At 69.9% G+C, this 14,691-nt stretch carries 12 protein-coding genes and 1 pseudogene; 5 read left to right on the top strand and 8 right to left on the bottom strand.

What is annotated here, in order from left to right; translation table 11 throughout:
* The first annotated feature begins 114 nt into the window (after nucleotides 1-114).
* Entirely contained in the window at nucleotides 115-3,366 is a 3,252-nt protein-coding gene (locus BJY14_RS03465; RefSeq protein WP_179842265.1) for an ATP-binding protein, read from the top strand.
* A gap of 199 nt (nucleotides 3,367-3,565) precedes the next feature.
* On the opposite strand, the gene BJY14_RS03470 is transcribed toward BJY14_RS03465, so the two are convergent.
* Nucleotides 3,566-4,006, bottom strand: a complete 441-nt coding sequence (locus BJY14_RS03470) for a hypothetical protein (protein WP_179842266.1) — start codon at nucleotides 4,004-4,006, stop codon at nucleotides 3,566-3,568.
* 154 nt (nucleotides 4,007-4,160) lie between these two features.
* Here BJY14_RS03470 and BJY14_RS47635 point away from each other — a divergent pair.
* A pseudogene (locus BJY14_RS47635) lies at nucleotides 4,161-4,340 on the top strand (RICIN domain-containing protein); the annotation flags it as partial.
* Between the two features lie 75 nt (nucleotides 4,341-4,415).
* Here BJY14_RS47635 and BJY14_RS44835 read toward each other — a convergent pair.
* Complete coding sequence (locus BJY14_RS44835) at nucleotides 4,416-4,610, bottom strand: hypothetical protein (protein ID WP_246395782.1); 195 nt, start codon at nucleotides 4,608-4,610, stop codon at nucleotides 4,416-4,418.
* Between the two features lie 305 nt (nucleotides 4,611-4,915).
* Between BJY14_RS44835 and BJY14_RS03480 the strand changes: the two genes are divergently transcribed.
* Complete coding sequence (locus BJY14_RS03480; RefSeq protein ID WP_179842268.1) at nucleotides 4,916-5,959, top strand: uroporphyrinogen decarboxylase/cobalamine-independent methonine synthase family protein; 1,044 nt, start codon at nucleotides 4,916-4,918, stop codon at nucleotides 5,957-5,959.
* A 626-nt stretch (nucleotides 5,960-6,585) separates the two neighbouring features.
* Here the strand turns inward: BJY14_RS03480 and BJY14_RS03485 are convergent.
* The gene (locus tag BJY14_RS03485; protein ID WP_179842269.1) at nucleotides 6,586-7,215 is read right to left on the bottom strand and encodes a TetR/AcrR family transcriptional regulator; all 630 of its coding nucleotides are present in this window, start codon (nucleotides 7,213-7,215) and stop codon (nucleotides 6,586-6,588) included.
* 253 nt (nucleotides 7,216-7,468) lie between these two features.
* Here BJY14_RS03485 and BJY14_RS03490 point away from each other — a divergent pair, with 253 nt between their 5' ends.
* Nucleotides 7,469-8,059: a DUF308 domain-containing protein gene (locus tag BJY14_RS03490; protein ID WP_179842270.1), complete on the top strand. Its 591-nt coding sequence runs from the start codon at nucleotides 7,469-7,471 to the stop codon at nucleotides 8,057-8,059.
* A gap of 1,251 nt (nucleotides 8,060-9,310) precedes the next feature.
* Here the strand turns inward: BJY14_RS03490 and BJY14_RS03500 are convergent.
* The 5 genes from BJY14_RS03500 to BJY14_RS03520 all read right to left on the bottom strand — a co-directional run bounded on the left by BJY14_RS03500 (nucleotide 9,311) and on the right by BJY14_RS03520 (nucleotide 13,693).
* Nucleotides 9,311-9,916 carry a response regulator transcription factor gene (locus BJY14_RS03500; protein WP_179842272.1) on the bottom strand — a complete coding sequence of 202 codons (606 nt, stop codon included), beginning with the start codon at nucleotides 9,914-9,916 and terminating at the stop codon, nucleotides 9,311-9,313.
* Nucleotides 9,913-11,043: a sensor histidine kinase gene (locus BJY14_RS03505; protein ID WP_246396469.1), complete on the bottom strand. Its 1,131-nt coding sequence runs from the start codon at nucleotides 11,041-11,043 to the stop codon at nucleotides 9,913-9,915. The genes BJY14_RS03500 and BJY14_RS03505 overlap by 4 nt, the downstream gene beginning before the upstream one ends.
* Before the next feature lie 5 nt (nucleotides 11,044-11,048).
* Entirely contained in the window at nucleotides 11,049-12,059 is a 1,011-nt protein-coding gene (locus BJY14_RS03510; RefSeq protein ID WP_179842274.1) for a sensor histidine kinase, read from the bottom strand.
* A gap of 98 nt (nucleotides 12,060-12,157) precedes the next feature.
* Nucleotides 12,158-12,742: a dihydrofolate reductase family protein gene (locus BJY14_RS03515; RefSeq protein WP_179842275.1), complete on the bottom strand. Its 585-nt coding sequence runs from the start codon at nucleotides 12,740-12,742 to the stop codon at nucleotides 12,158-12,160.
* A 342-nt stretch (nucleotides 12,743-13,084) separates the two neighbouring features.
* On the bottom strand, nucleotides 13,085-13,693 hold the full coding sequence (locus BJY14_RS03520; protein ID WP_179842276.1) for a helix-turn-helix domain-containing protein: 609 nt from the start codon (nucleotides 13,691-13,693) through the stop codon (nucleotides 13,085-13,087).
* A gap of 112 nt (nucleotides 13,694-13,805) precedes the next feature.
* Between BJY14_RS03520 and BJY14_RS03525 the strand changes: the two genes are divergently transcribed.
* Complete coding sequence (locus BJY14_RS03525) at nucleotides 13,806-14,624, top strand: MBL fold metallo-hydrolase (RefSeq protein WP_179842277.1); 819 nt, start codon at nucleotides 13,806-13,808, stop codon at nucleotides 14,622-14,624.
* Nucleotides 14,625-14,691: the final 67 nt, after the last annotated feature.

Here is a 14,691-nt window from a genome sequence, read left to right on the forward strand (position 1 = left end):
TTGACGCTCATCTGTTCCCTGCCCCTCGCCGGTTTGCGACGTGTTCAGACTGCTCCCGGGGGTTTGGAGGGGACTTGGAGCCGACTTGGAACGTCCCCGTACGATGTGCGGATCATGGTTTTCGTCCGGGTGCTGGGCGCGTTCGCGACCGAGGTGAACGGTGAGTCCGTCCACCTCGGCGGCCCGCGGCAGCGGGGCGTGCTGGCCCTGCTGGTGGCGGCGCGCGGGCAGGTCGTGCCGGTCGACCGGATGATCGAGGATCTGTGGCGGGGGGAGCCGCCCGCGCGGGCGCTGATGTCCTTGCAGGCGTACGTGTCCAACCTCCGCCGGCTGCTGGAGCCCGGACGTCCGCCGCGCACGCCGGCCCGGTTGCTGGTGAGCGCCGCACCCGGGTACGCCCTGCGGCTGCCACCGGAGTCGGTAGACGCATGGCGGTTCGAGGAGCTACTCGGCCTTGCCCGGACCGACACCGACCCGCGCACCGCGAAGGACCGGCTCGCCGAGGCGCTCGGGCTGTGGCGGGGACCGGCGTTCGCCGAGGTCGCCGACGAGCCGTGGGCCGCCGCCGAGACGGCCCGGCTGAACGAGCTGCGACTGACCGCCACCGAGCTGCACGTCGCGGCGGGTCTGCGCATCGGCGACCCCGCCGCGATGGTCCCCGAGGCCGAGCGGCTCACCCGCGACGAGCCGCTGCGCGAGGAGGGCTGGCGGCTGCACGCCCTGGCACTGTGGAGCAGCGGCCGCCAGGCCGACGCGCTGGCGACGCTCCGCCGCGCCCGCGGCGTCCTGGCCGAGGAGCTCGGGCTCGACCCCGGCCCTGACCTCACGGCGTTGGAAAAGGCGATCCTCACCCAGCGCACCGACGTCCTACGCACGATCGTGCCCCGGACACCGCAGGCGCCCACACCACCGCTCACCGCCCCGCCGCCGCGGACGGCCCCTCCCCCGGAGCCGGCGCCGATCGGCGAAACTCCGTTCGTCGGGCGCGAGACACAGCTGTCGGCGCTGGTCACGGCTGCCGCCCAGGCCGTCACCGACGGCGCCCGCGTCGCCCTCGTCACCGGCGAGGCCGGGCTCGGCAAGTCGACGCTGCTGGAGCACCTGGGCAGGCGGCTCGAACGGGAGGGATGGCTGGTCGCCGCCGGCCACTGCCTCGAGGTCGACAGCGCGCCGCCCGCGTGGGCCTGGACCGAGGCGCTGAAAGCCGTCGCCGCGACCACGGCCCCAGGAGAGTTCGGCGACGATCTCGCGCCGCTGCTCACCGACACCGGACCGGTGAACGCCGACGCCACCGCCGGACGGTTCCGCCTGCGCCAGGCCACCTGGAAGTGGCTCGCGGAGGTCGCCGCGGAACGCCCGGTCGCCGTCGTGCTGGACGACCTGCACTGGGCCGACGCCGCCACGCTGGAGCTGCTCGGCGGCGGCCTCGGCCTGCGGGCCCCGATCCTGGTCGTCGCCGCGTACCGCGCGGACGAAAGCGGGCACCTCACCGAGATGCTGGCCTCGCTCGCGCGTGCCGCACCGCTCCGCCTGGCGCTGCCGGGTCTGAGCGACGAGGCCGTCGCGGAGCTCGTGCGGACCGAATGCGAAGCGGACGAGGAGACCATCGCCGGGATCGCCGAGCGCACCGGCGGCAACCCCTTCTACGTGCGCGAAAGCGCCCGGCTGCTGAACGGCGAAGGGGCGCTGGTCGCCCTCTCCGAGGTCCCCGAAGGCGTGCGGGACGTCCTGCGCCGCCGGCTGGCGCGCCTGCCCGAGGGAGCCGTGTCCATCCTCCGGCTCGCCGCGGTCGCAGGCCGGGAGAGCCCGGTGGACGTCCTCGTCAAGGCCGCCGACACCGACGAGGACGGCGTGCTGGACGCGCTAGACGCGGGCGTCATCTCCGGACTCCTCGACGAGCCCCGCCCAGGCCTCGTCCGCTTCGTCCACGCCCTCGTCAAAGACACGCTCGTCGCCGACCTCAGCCGCCTCCGCGCAGCCCGGATGCACGCCCGGATCGCCGCCGCTCTCGAAGGCACCGACGACATCGCGGCGCTGGCCCACCACTACGCGCGCGCCGGCTCACCCAAGGCCGTCGGCTACTGCGTCCAAGCCGCCGAGCTCGCCGAGGCCCGCTACGCCCACGACGTGGCGGCCTGCCTCCTCAGCGACGCCGTCGCCAACTCGACCGGACCGGACGAACACGTCGAACTGCTCGGCAGGCTCCTGCGCGCGCAGATCCGGGCGGGAGCCATCGCGGCCGCCCGCGAGACACGCCGTGAAGCCGTGGAGTACGCGGAGTCCCTGGGTCGCGACGACCTGATGATCGCCGCATTCACCGCGTGGACAGAGCCGACCCCTTGGCAGACCCGTACGTACGGAACGGTGGACCGGCCCATCGTCGACCGCCTGAGCCGCCTGCTCGAGCGCGAACTGACCCCGTCGGTGCGGTCCCGGCTCCTGACGGCGTACGCGAACGAGCTGGTCGGCGAGGACGACCCGACCGTTCTGGAAGCGGCTCAGGAGGCCCTCGACCTCGCCACCGGCCCCCGCCTGCGGGCCGCTGCACTCGAGATCCTGGCCGAAGTCCATGGCGACGCCGAACTCTCCCAGGAGCTCGTGGAGATCGGCACGGAGCACGACCTGCCGGTGTACCGCATCACCGGGCGGCTGCACCACGCCGCCATCGCCGCCGCTGCCAACGACCCGGTGACCATGCGCCGGGTGACCGCCGAGGCCCTGGATCTCGCGCGCACCTACCGGATGCCCGAGGCGATCGCCGTCGCCGAGATCACGCTGGCGACCCTGGCGCTCATCGAAGGCCGGTTCGCCGACGCCGCACACCTCTACAACAAGGCCGGCGAGGGCATGCGGCGCACCGGATCGGTGCACGCCGCGGGCTTTCTCCAACTCGCCCTGGCCGTCATCTGGCTGAACGACGGCACGCTCGGAGCGCATCTCGACGACGTGCGCGCCGTCCACGCCGTGCTCGACCCCATGACCACCGACCTGCTCGCGCTCGCCCTGCACGCCAACGGCCTGGACACCGAAGCCCGCGAAGTCCGCGCGTCATCCGGCCCGATCCGTCCCGACTTCTTCTTCACCTTCCTCACAACGCTGCGCGCGATGGCGATCGTCGCCCTGAACGACCGCGACGCAGCCGAAGAGATCTACGCGACGCTGCTTCCACACCGCAACGGTCCACCCGCGGGCGCCGAGAGCACGGCGGTGGCACTGCGACCGGTCGCCCACACCCTCGGCGAGCTGGCCGTCCTCCTCGGCCGCGACCACGAGGCCGCCGACCACTTCGCCCGGGCCGCCGCCATCGCCGCCCAATGGAACGCACCCCACTGGGCCGCCGAAGCCCGCTCGCGAGCAACCACCTGACCGCTGCCCGCCGCGCCGCACATCCACCGCGCCCAGAAGGCGTCCACCCGGCCGTTGTGTGTCCTCACTGCAGATCGGCTTGCAGCAACCGTTGGCCAGCGGCACGGGATCCGAGCGGCGACGCGACACAGAATCGGGCGGACGCCCCCGCCGCCGGCGCCGCGACCTCCGCCGCCGACGACGGTTCACCCGCCTGCGGTCAGGAGTCGCCTATCAAGTTCGTCGATGCCACATGCGATTCTAGCCGGCCAACCCAATCGTTTATTTTAACGTCGAAGGAAGCGACCGGAGGCCGTTCACCTTCCCACCATGAAGCTAGATACTCGAGTTCCTCCAGCAGATCTTCATAGCCTTCACACCATTCAGCGAGAGGTTCCGGTGCGACATCGATTTTTCCTACATCGAGCATCCAGATATTAGCCCTCGAGTCAGCGGCTATACCTCTTCCGGCGGCCTCCATCGCATGCAAGGAGAGACTTGTTCCTCCAAGTAGCCGAACAAGAATTTGAACCATTCCCATGCGTGCAGTCAATTTTACGGTACCCCCTGCTGTAACCACAAAAAGGCTAACCATCTTCGCGATATGCCGAATTAAGTCCATTTCTGGCCCAACGAAATGGGCCGTTGGTGGGTATATCATCGACCACACCTGCCCGGAGAACCTTCGTGTCGGCGCGAAGACCGGCCATATCCGCAAAGCCCTCGCCGGGTTCCGGCCATACCGGTGCGGGCGCCTTGGCTGAGACCGATGTCCCTGCCGTGCCGGGGGCTTGCCCGGCCGGGCCTTGAGCGCCTTGAACGTCAACTCCGGCCACTGCCTGGATGTCGCGGGAGCCGGAACAGAGAACGGCACGAACGTGCAGCAGTGGAACTGCAACACCCACCCGGCCCAGGACTCGCAGTTCATCGATTCGGGTGATGGCTACTACAAGCTGATCAGTGCCAACAGCGGCAAGTGCCTGGACGTGGACGGAACCGCAGACAGCAGCCGGTTCTTACCGGTGTCCTACATGATCCGCTCACAGCGGCGGCCTGCCGTTCGAGGTCGGTCAGGTGCTCGCGGGCGCGGGCTTGAGCGGTGGTCGCGGTGGCGAGCGCGGCGGCCTGCTCACGCGGTCGGGGGCGGCGGTGCCGTCGCCGGAGGGAGTCTGAGCGGTCAGTGCGCCGCCGCGTTCCTCGAACGCGGTGAAGCGGGCCAGCTCGTCGGCGGCGTGGTCGGCCTGGTGGCGCCGAGCCTCCGACAAGCCGCATGCACCGTAGACGCGTCCACCCCCGCCATCGGCGCCAGCACCGACGCTTCAAACCGCCTCCCGTCGGCGTCTTGGTGAGAGCCCGCGGCCACTCCCCCGCCGACTCGCGCAGCTCTCCTACGTCGCCCCTCCCAGAGCCTGGCATTCACCACGAGGCTCAGTCGCGCCTGGCCGCCGAGCTGGTCCTGGCGCCCGGCTGTGAGGCAGGCGGCTAGTGGAGCCGGTGACGCGGGACGATCCTGAATCACCGTTATGCGTTTTTGACACCTTAGATACAGCACAGTGCTGAAATATGGACTATGCAACGTTCCATCCATTTTGTAGGCAGTCTGCCGCCGGATCTGTCCACCAGCCCTCGCCAGGCCATGGAGTGGATCCTCGATCATGCCCGCGGCCACCGGCTGATCTCCCTGCCCTGCGATCTCGATCCGAACTGGGTCATCGCCTACCTGCGCGATCTCGCCGGACGGGAGGCGTTCGAGATCAAGCGGGCCGGCGAGTACGCCGACTACGACGACATGCGCAGGTACGGCGTACGGCGCGGTCGGCGGTTGCGGCCCGATGACGTGTCGATGCGCCGCGCCGACCGGTTGCGCAAGATCGTGGACGAGTTCCGTGCGCTGCGCGCCGAGCGCCCAGAGATCGCCGACACCCGCCTGCAGATCAGCCTCCCAAGTCCGCTCGACCTGGCGATCTTCGTGTTCGCCGGCCGGCCGTGGCTGTCGCTTCGGTATCTGCCGGTGTTCACTCAGGCCGTCGTGGACGAGGTGGCGGACCTGGCGGCCCACGCCGGACCGGACGTCGTCTGGCAGCTTGAGACGCCGTCCGTGCTGATCGGCATGGACATGGCCAGGCGGGCGCCCGGAGGCCCGGCCCTGGCCGCGCGGCTCATGGCCGGCCAGGTCGCGAGCCTGATCGCGCGCTTCCCCGACGACGCTCAGGTGATCTTGCATCTGTGCTACGGCAACTACCGCAACACAGAAATGTTCGCGCCCCGCGACCTCGGCTCGGCCGTCCGATACCTCAACCTCCTCGCGGACGCGCTGCGCCGCCGCGGCCGGCGTCTGCCGCCGGTGCACCTTCCTGCGGCCTACGGCGCGCACCCTGCGCCGCGTACCGAGGCGTTCTACCGGCCGCTGAGCGGGCTCACCCCGAAGTGGCAGGTCATCGCGGGGATCGCAGCGGCGGCCGACCCGGCGGGCGGCGTCGAGAGCCTGCGGCTGTTCGAGGCCGCCGCGGGCCGCAACGCGTACGCGGTAGCCACGGCCTGCGGTCTCGGCCGACACACCACCGATGAGGCCGAACAGGCGGTCAGGGCGATGGCCGCTGCGGCCGACGCCTGATTGGGCCCACGAGGAGGAGCGGTCCGGGTCTGGCAGTAGCGGGCTCCAGGACTGCGTTCGGTGCGCGCGTTGGGCGTTCGTTCACGATCGCTTTATGACAGGTGCGGGGCTGTGCTGGCCGCCAGTCCCACATGCGCCTAGCTAGCGCGTTCACTTCGCTCGCTGCCTGGGCGGGATCGGCCAACTCGTTGGATAGGAGGTCCGTGAGGAGAAGGTCGTGCCACGTGCCGTCGATGTCGCGTTCGTACGGGCGCATGACACCGACCGGGCGGCAGCCGACCTTTTCGTAGCTGCGGATGGCGTTGCTCAACGGCGGCACGGTCGACTTCAGTGCAGCGACCGGTCGCCGGCCCCTCTCGCTGCCGGATGGCATGACCCCAGCCCTGTCGAAGCCTGAGAGCCCCGGCACCACCTGGTTTGAGCGACCGACCACGACGCCGACAGGTGACTCGGCGTCCCGTCCCGGGCTGGTGATAGCCACGCCGGGCGGGCCTCACCCACCATCAGGAGGGGCGGTGACGTGGAGTACGGCGAATCCCAGCAGGCGTAGCGCGAGCGGCCAGACCTCCGGCTCTCCTGATCTGCATCGGGTTACGTCGATCGGCTACTGCGAGGCCGGCAGATGCTCAGTGGAGGACGGTGAGGAGGCCCTCAACGCCGCGCTGGAAAGCGCCCCCGACGCTCTCGACGCCGTCGAGGTGGGCACCGGTCATGGCGCCGTCGCGCATCATGACGAAGTGCCTCGCGGCGTGCTCTGGTTTGCCGCGCCGCGGTGAGTCCCCGAAGACCCGCGTGAACAGTTCCGTAAGCGTGGCCACGTACCAGGCCCGGTGTTCGAGGACCACCTGCCGCACCGGGTCGTCGGGGCCGGGGTACTCGTTCGCGGCATTGAGAAAAGCGCATCCGCGGAACTCTGGTCTGGCCAGGTCATCGGCGACGGCGGCACCGATCGCACGCAGCGCGTCGGCCGGCGACGGCGCGGCCTCGATGGCGGCCTGCGTGTCCGAGCGGATGTGGGCGTCAACGCCGCGCAGGTAGGCGAGTACGAGGTCTTCCTTCGAGGGGAAGTGCCGGTAGAACGTCGCTCGCGTGGCCGGGGCCTCGGCGAGGATCCGCTCGACCCCGACCGCTCGGATCCCCTCCCGATAGAACAGGGCGCTGGCCGTGGACAGCAACCGTTCCCGGGCCTCTGACCGCCCCCGCCTCCCCGCGCTGCTGTTCTGGCCCTCGTGCGCGGGACGGATCGGTGTAGCCATGCCTTGACCGTAGCAGAAAGAACGATCGGTCTTGCATTCGTGGACGACGTCTGCCAGGCTCGGCCCTGGGAGAGAGAACAGTCTTTCTACTTCAAGCGTCACGGCGAACCGAGACGTGACCAGCTCGTGGCAGGCCGCCCAGCAGCACGTAGAGCTGAGGTCATGGAGGACGACCATCGCGGCCGCCACGCAGCGATCGGGCGACGACCAGGCTCGTCCAGCGCTGATCCACCCCCAATGAAGGGAATCTGTCATGACCGTCACCGCCCCGGCCGCGACCGGTGTCGCAGCGACACTTCGGCGGCTCTACCTCGTGCGTTTCGGTTTCGCCCTCGTCTGGGCGGCCCTGCTGTGGCCGACCGCGTCGAGCATCAACCCGCTGACCGCGGTGCTGATCGTGCTGTACCCGGCGTTCGACGTGGCTGCCGCCGTCATCGATGCGCGTTCCGCGCGGGTCAATGTGGGCGGCGGATCCGCGAAGGCATTCGTTCCAGGTCTCTACGTGAACGTCGCGATCAGTACCCTTACCGCCGTCCTGCTCGCCGTCGTCCGCACCTCCGGGGTGTCGGCCGTCCTGCGGGTCTGGGGCGCATGGGCCGTCGTGGCCGGCATCGTGCAGCTCGTCGTGGCCGTCCGACGGCGCCGCATGGGGGGACAGTGGGCGATGATCGCCAGCGGGGCGATCTCAGTGCCGGCCGGCGCGTCGTTCTTCCTCATGGCGTCGAGCGCAGACGCTTCCCTGACCAGCGTGGCCGGCTACGCCCTGCTCGGCGGCATCTTCTTCCTCGTCTCCGCACTGCGCCTGCGACGTAGCGTCAGCCAGGGTCACCAGGACAGGAACTGACATGACCGACCACACCCGGGCTGCCGGCCCCGTCGGCAAGCGGACGGCGAGACGCCAGACGAATGTCGGTGACTGAACAGGCGTCGCCGCGTCGCTGACCGCAAAAGCCGACTTCTCGGCGCTGTTCCGTTAAGGAGCCCCCAATGGCACACCGTCCAGCCGTGACGGCACCGCAGGTCGGGATGATATGGGCGCCGCTGATCACCTCGCGGGCCGGGATCGGTGAGGAGTGGACTCCTCGCGGGCTCCGCCACTCGTTCGTCTCGATCATGAGTGACAGCGGGGTGCCGCTGGCGACGATCGCCGACCTGGTCGGGCACACCGGAAGCCGAGTACTGCAGCCCCGCGCACCACAAGGCCGGGCGCAAGGGCGACACCGCCGAGCTTGCGCCCACCCGGAAGCTGGGCGGCGAGGCGGCGCGGCTCGTCCAACTGCTCGTCGTCTCCGAAGAGCGCACCGGCGCGCTCACCGCACTGCTGACCGGCGCGCTCACCGCACTGCTGACCGGCGCGGTCGCCGCCACTGCCGAGGAGGCTGGGCAGGCGCGCCTCCAGGCGCAGAGACCCAGCGCGCCCAGCAGGCCGCCGAGGAGGAGGCCACCGCGGAACGGCATCTACGCGAGGTCGCCCAGCGGCAGACCGCCGACGCCGAACGGAAGCGCGCCGATGCTGCGAGGCAGCGCGCGAGGACGCCGCGCAGGCTCGCGCCGACCTGCAGCCGTCCGCGCCCCCGCTGAGGCGGCGACGGCGGCCTTAACCCACCGCCGCCCCGAGACGAACTCGGAAGATCACGTGAGCTCTCTACCGCACTCTGCACCGTTCCCCTCCTCCTCGACTGGACGCACCCGCCCTGGCCGAGCACGCTGGCCGCTGGCCGCTGGCCCGACGGTGTCGACGAGCACCTGGCGCGGCTGCGTTGGGCGGCCGGTCGCCTCCACCGGGAGATCACCATGGCGCTGAACGGCTTCTGGAGGTCGCCGAAGCAGTCATCGCCTTGGTCACCGCCCTCGGCGCCCTACCGGCCGAGCTCTTCGCCAGCGAGTTCTACGCAGTCTCGCCAGCGGCCAATCCGTGGCCATCGCTGTCCAGCAAGGCGAGGTCGCACTCGAAGTCGCCAGCACGGGCGAACAGGACACCCCTGGAGTCACCGCACGCCAGGCACCGACCTCACCGAAACGAAGCCGTTGATTCCGACAGCCTGGAGCAGGCGGACCCAGCAAGCCGGGGTGGTCGCCGGTTTGCCCGGCTCGTCTAGAGCCAGCCAGCGTCGCGGGAGATGCGGATGGCGTCGATGCGGTTGCGGGCTCCGACCTTGCCGATCGCGTTCGACAGGTAGTTACGCACGGTGGCCTGGGACAGCGACAGCTCGATGGCGATCTGGGTTACCGGCACGCCGGTCGCGGCGACGCGCAGAACTTCGGTCTCGCGGGCGGTGAGGGGGCTGCTGCCGGTTTCGAGGGCGGCGGCGACGAGGTCGGGGTCGATGACCCGTTCGCCCCGGGCGATGCGGCGGATGCCGTCGGTGAGGGTCCGCGCGGGGGCGTCTTTGACGATGAAGCCCTGGACGTGGACCTTCAGTGCCCTCAGGAGGTTGCCGGGCTGGCTGAGCCCGGTGAGCACGAGGGTGCGGCAGCCGGGCAGCTTGCCATGGAGATGCTCAGCCGCCGTCAGCCCGTCCAGTCCGGGCATGTCGATGTCCAGCACCGCGACGTCGGGCCGCACGCGCAGTGCGGTGGCGACGACCGTGTCCCCGCGCTCCAGTTCGGCGACGACCTCCATATCGTCCTCCAGCGTCAGGAGCGCGACGAGCGCACTGCGGATCATGTGCATGTCCTCGGCGATCAGGACGCGGATCACGTGGCCTCCTCGGGGACCTCGACGCGGAACCGGAACCGTCCGTCGCGGACCGTGGCCGACGCTTCTCCCGAGACCGCGCGGGCCCGTTCGGCGACACCGAACAGGCCCGAGCCGTGCTCGGCGGTCCCGCGGACACCGTCGTTGATGATCTCCAGCCTGATCGTGCCCTGATGGCGCGACAAGCTGATGGCGCAGGAATGGGCCTGGCTGTGCCTCAGCAAGTTGGTGGTTCCTTCGCGGATCGCCCAGGCCAGTGCGCTCTGGACGGGAACCGAAAGAGCCGGCAGTTCGGCCACGTCCAGGTGGGTATGGACTCCCGCGGCTCCGAGCAGGGCGGCCGCCCCGTCGAGCTCAGTGCTCAACGACACGGCGTGCTCGTCACGGGCGATGGCGCGCGTGTCGCGCAGCGCCTCCCGAGCCACCTCGGTCAGGCTTTCGATCTCGGCGCAGGCTGCGGCGGGGTCCTTGGCGAGCAGCCGCAGCGCCAGGTCGCCCTTCAGGGAGATCGCCGACAGGCTCTGGCCGAGCAGGTCGTGCAGGTCGCGCGAGAGCCGCACGCGTTCCTCCCCGACGGCGCTGGCGGCCAGCTCAGTCCTGGTGGTGTACAGCTCGTTCACCAGCTGCACCAGCCGCGTCCCGCCGATCAGCGCACCCGCGTACAGGGCGGGCATGACGACGCTGTAGACGCCGATGACGACGACCAACGTGGTCGTGGACCCGGGCAGGGACATCGCGCCCAGCACGCCGACCAGCTCGGTGATGAGCAGCTGCACGCCTGCCACTGCCCATTTGGCCCAGCCGCGCAGCAACATCGCCGAGGCGATGACGAACAAGCCCAGCGCCTCCCAGTCCTGCCCGAACCACAGCAGCGGGACGTTGGCCAGAAGGACAAGCGCGGTGAGGGTCCAGGGCCATCCCCTCGGCCGCTCTCCGCGAGCGACGTGCAGGCTGTGCCGCAACTGCAGGGCACCGATGGCGGACGCCAGCGGGACGGCGAGGAGCGGGCTGTGCCGTGTGCCCTCGCTCAGGCCGACTGTCGTGTAGAGCGGCGCCTGGGCGGTCCACAGCACGATGAGCACGACCAGGGGCCAGTGGGGGCGCCGCATCACCCAAGCCGGCGGGATCATTCCGCTCACGCGGCCACCTCGATCGTCTCGGCCGAGTCGTCGGTGCGCAGCTCCAACTGGATCCGGCCACCGCGGGAGGAGACCGTGATCACGCACGCGCGGGCCGTGCGGTCGCGCAGCAGGCGGGTGACCGTGGAGCGCAGGGCCGCTCGCGGCCGATCGCCGATCGTCGCCTGGATCGGGCCCTGCGGCAGGTCCAGGCGAGTCGTGATGCCTGCGACCGACAGCAGCGCGGCGGCGGTCTCCAGTTCGGCGCGTAGCGAGGGCCGCCGATAGCCCCGCACGCGCTGTCTGGCCTCGGCGAGGGTGGCCCTGGCGTCCTCGGAGAGCCTGGTCAGCTCTGCCTCGAGACGGCCTTCATCACTCTGCGCGAGCAGTTCGCGGCTCCGTTCTCCCCGGGCGGCGATCGCCGCCAGCGCGGCACCGAGCGTGGAGCGCAGGTCGTCGTCGATCCGCCGGCGTTCCTGCGCGACCGCTTGCTGGGCCAGCGCTTCACGGGCCGACTGCAGGCGGATGAGCGCCGCCGGCAGCCAGACCAGCAGGAGCAATGCCGTACTGCCGCAGATCAGGGTGAACCACACCCATGGCACCTCCGTCAACGCCAGCCCCATCGCGTAGCCCACAGGAGCTGACGCCAGGACCAGCGCGACACTCACCGCGTAAGACCAGCGGCTGGGCAGTACCAGGACAGCCGATACGATCAACGCGACATAGGCCCGCACCCACGTGGCCCCGGCCAGCGGTGTCGCACCGAGAATCACGACCGCCATGGCCGCCAGCGTCCAGAGCCCGGCCGGCGGTCGGGCGCCATGGGCCGCGTGCCAAAGATGACGCAGGTGAAGCGGTAGATAGGCCGCGGTCGCGGCCAGGCTCCAGAGCGCTGCGCGGGTGCCGCCCGGATAGCCGAAGGCGAGAGCCACCTGCAACGTGGGGAACAACGCGCTGCAGGCGACCGCGCCGCCCGGCGCCACTCGGACGACGCGGTCGAGATGCCAGCGCTGCTCGACCCCGTCCACCACCTGGCCTCCCGTCGCGGACGACCAGGGTAGGGGCTGCGGCGGGACGGCGACGTCCGCTGATGACCAGAGCCGGGCGGATATGAGCAGAAGGCTCATCAGGCGACGGACGCCTCGTACCGCAGCACGACACTGTCGGAGCCGTCGAGCCTGCGGACTTCCGCGAGGCCCAACCGGCCCGACGCGCCGGTGAAGAGGGGCGTGCCCGCGCCCAGCGCCGCGGGGCCGACGACCAGGTGCAGTTCGTCTACCAAGCCTGCCTGCAGGAGCGCGTTCCAGGTGATCCGGCTGCCGAAGGTCACCAGGTCGCCTTCGGTCTGCTGCTTGAGCTCCTTGACCCGGGACTCCGCCTCTCCACGCCCGATCACCGTGGTCTGCTCCGACCAGGGGGCGATGTCGTCACCCGTGAGAGAATCGGAGATCACGTTCACCTTGATTCGCCCGTAGATTCCGCCGAACTCCTGGTTCACCGTCGAGGCCTCGGGGTTGCCCGCCTGGGCGGGCCAGAACCCCATGAACATCCGGTACGAGTCGGCGCCGAGCAGTAGGGCCTCGGCCGCCCGCAGACGTTCCAGGTTGTAGGCGTCGAACGCGGCGTCCATCTCCAGTACGAGCGGGTTGCCGTCGTTGTCGGCGTAAAAGCCGTCGAGAGACATGATGTTGCAGACCACCAGCCTGGCCATGGGGTGCTCCTTGCGATGAGGTTTCGTGGTCCCCAAACCTTCGCCGCAATCACGGCCGGTCAGTAGATGCAAATGTCACCAGGAGCACCGTGAATCTCGCGGACCCAGCTCGCCGGGAGCTGCGGTCTCCCAGGCCCGCGCCGTCGCCGACGTCTCCAGCCGAGGTGAGCGGTTGGTCTCCAACTCGCCGTGGCACGTGCGCCAACTCGGGCCAAGTCGTCCCAGCCTGGCTCCTCACCCGCAGCAAGGGCGCGTTGGCTGGTGTCGGGTAGGGGCCGGGAGCATCTGGCCGGAATGGAACGCTCAGCCGCCTGCTGCAGGTCAGGGATGTGCTGCAGCCGATCAGGTTCTCCGCGAGATGACCATGATGTATTCGCAGGGCGCGTTCGTTCGGTTGGCGAAGCCGTGCTCTGTGTCCGCTTGGACGAACAGGGAGTCGCCCGTGTTCAGGGTCTCGCTGATCCCGCCGATCGCAACGGTCAGGGTGCCTTCGAGCACCACGAGCTGTTTCTCCGTACCGGGCGGATACGCGGGCAGCAGCCCGGTCGAGACCTGCGCCGGAAGATAGTGGACGATCACCTCGGCTCCTCCCGCGCCCGGGGCCGCCGACACCATGTGCCGCTCGAAGCCGGTCTCCGGGTCACGGAAAACGGGACGGTCCTGCTTGCGCAAGGCGATGGCCACACCTGACACGGCAGCGGTCGGTGCACCGATCAGGTCCGACAGCGACGCGTCGAGCGCGTGGGCGATCCTGGACGCCACGCCGATCGTCGGGCTCTTCTCACCGCGCTCGACCTTGGACAACATTGCCCGGCTGACCGACGACTGTGCGGACAACTGCTCCAGCGTCAGGCCCGCCTCCTCGCGACGGCGCCGCACGTTACCGCCGAACGCGCCGGCCAGGTCATCACCGTGCTGTGACTCGGCCGCGTCTCTGTCCCGCTCGACCACTGTGCTCCTCAATCGACGAGTATCTCGCCGCCGAAGTGTATAGTTTCTCCTAAAGAAGATATTTGTCTTCTATCAGAGACGCGCGTCGTGCGCCCTACATGACAGAGGTTCCATGCGTTTGATCTCGAGTGGCCGGCACCACGCCACCTTCGCATTCGGCGACCTGCAGGTGGTCTCGTTGCGAGACGGGTACATCGACATGCCACCGACACGGCTCCGCGACGAGGAGGGGCGCCCGCTCGACGAGCTGCCGGCCGCCGTCCCTCTGGCCGACGACAACCTGCGGCTGTCGGTCAACGCCTTCTTCGTCACCGACGGCACGCGCTCGGTTCTCATCGACACCGGTGCGTCCGACGTCTGGCACGACCCCACCATGGGATTGATCTACGACGCGCTCGACGAAGCGGGAATCGATCGTGCGCAGGTCACCGACGTGGCCATCACCCACAAGCACGAAGACCATGTGAGCGGCCTGATCGCGCCGAACGGCTCGGAGGCCTTCACCGCACTCGAGCGTGTATGGATCGGCGCGGGCGACGCCTCGGTGTTCACGGGGCGGCTCGAGCCGATCCGTGACAGGGTCGTGCCCGTGTCGGAGACGGTCGCGATCAACGAATGGGCCACCGCGGTCCCGGCACCGGGCCACACACCCGGTCACACCGTCTACGACATCAGGAGCAGCACCGGTCACCTTCTTGTCTGGGGTGACACCGTTCACGTTCCCACGCTCCAATTCGAGCAGCCGAACGTGTCCTGGGAGCTCGACGGCGACCAGTCCCAGGCCCGCGCCGCGCGAGGGGCGCTCCTCGATCAACTGGCCCGACCACACCACTACGTAGCCGGCGCCCACCTCGACTCCCCCGGCATCGCCCGCGTAACCCCCTCCGGCGACGGTTATGCGCTGGAATACCTCGCACCACCGATCGGCTGATCGAGCCTGTCGGCTCCCGGCCGCACTCGCGATGGCGCCGCTTAGGCTCCTCGGCCCCGGCAGTCGC

The organism is Actinomadura luteofluorescens, from assembly GCF_013409365.1.
Classification (GTDB): domain Bacteria; phylum Actinomycetota; class Actinomycetes; order Streptosporangiales; family Streptosporangiaceae; genus Spirillospora; species Spirillospora luteofluorescens.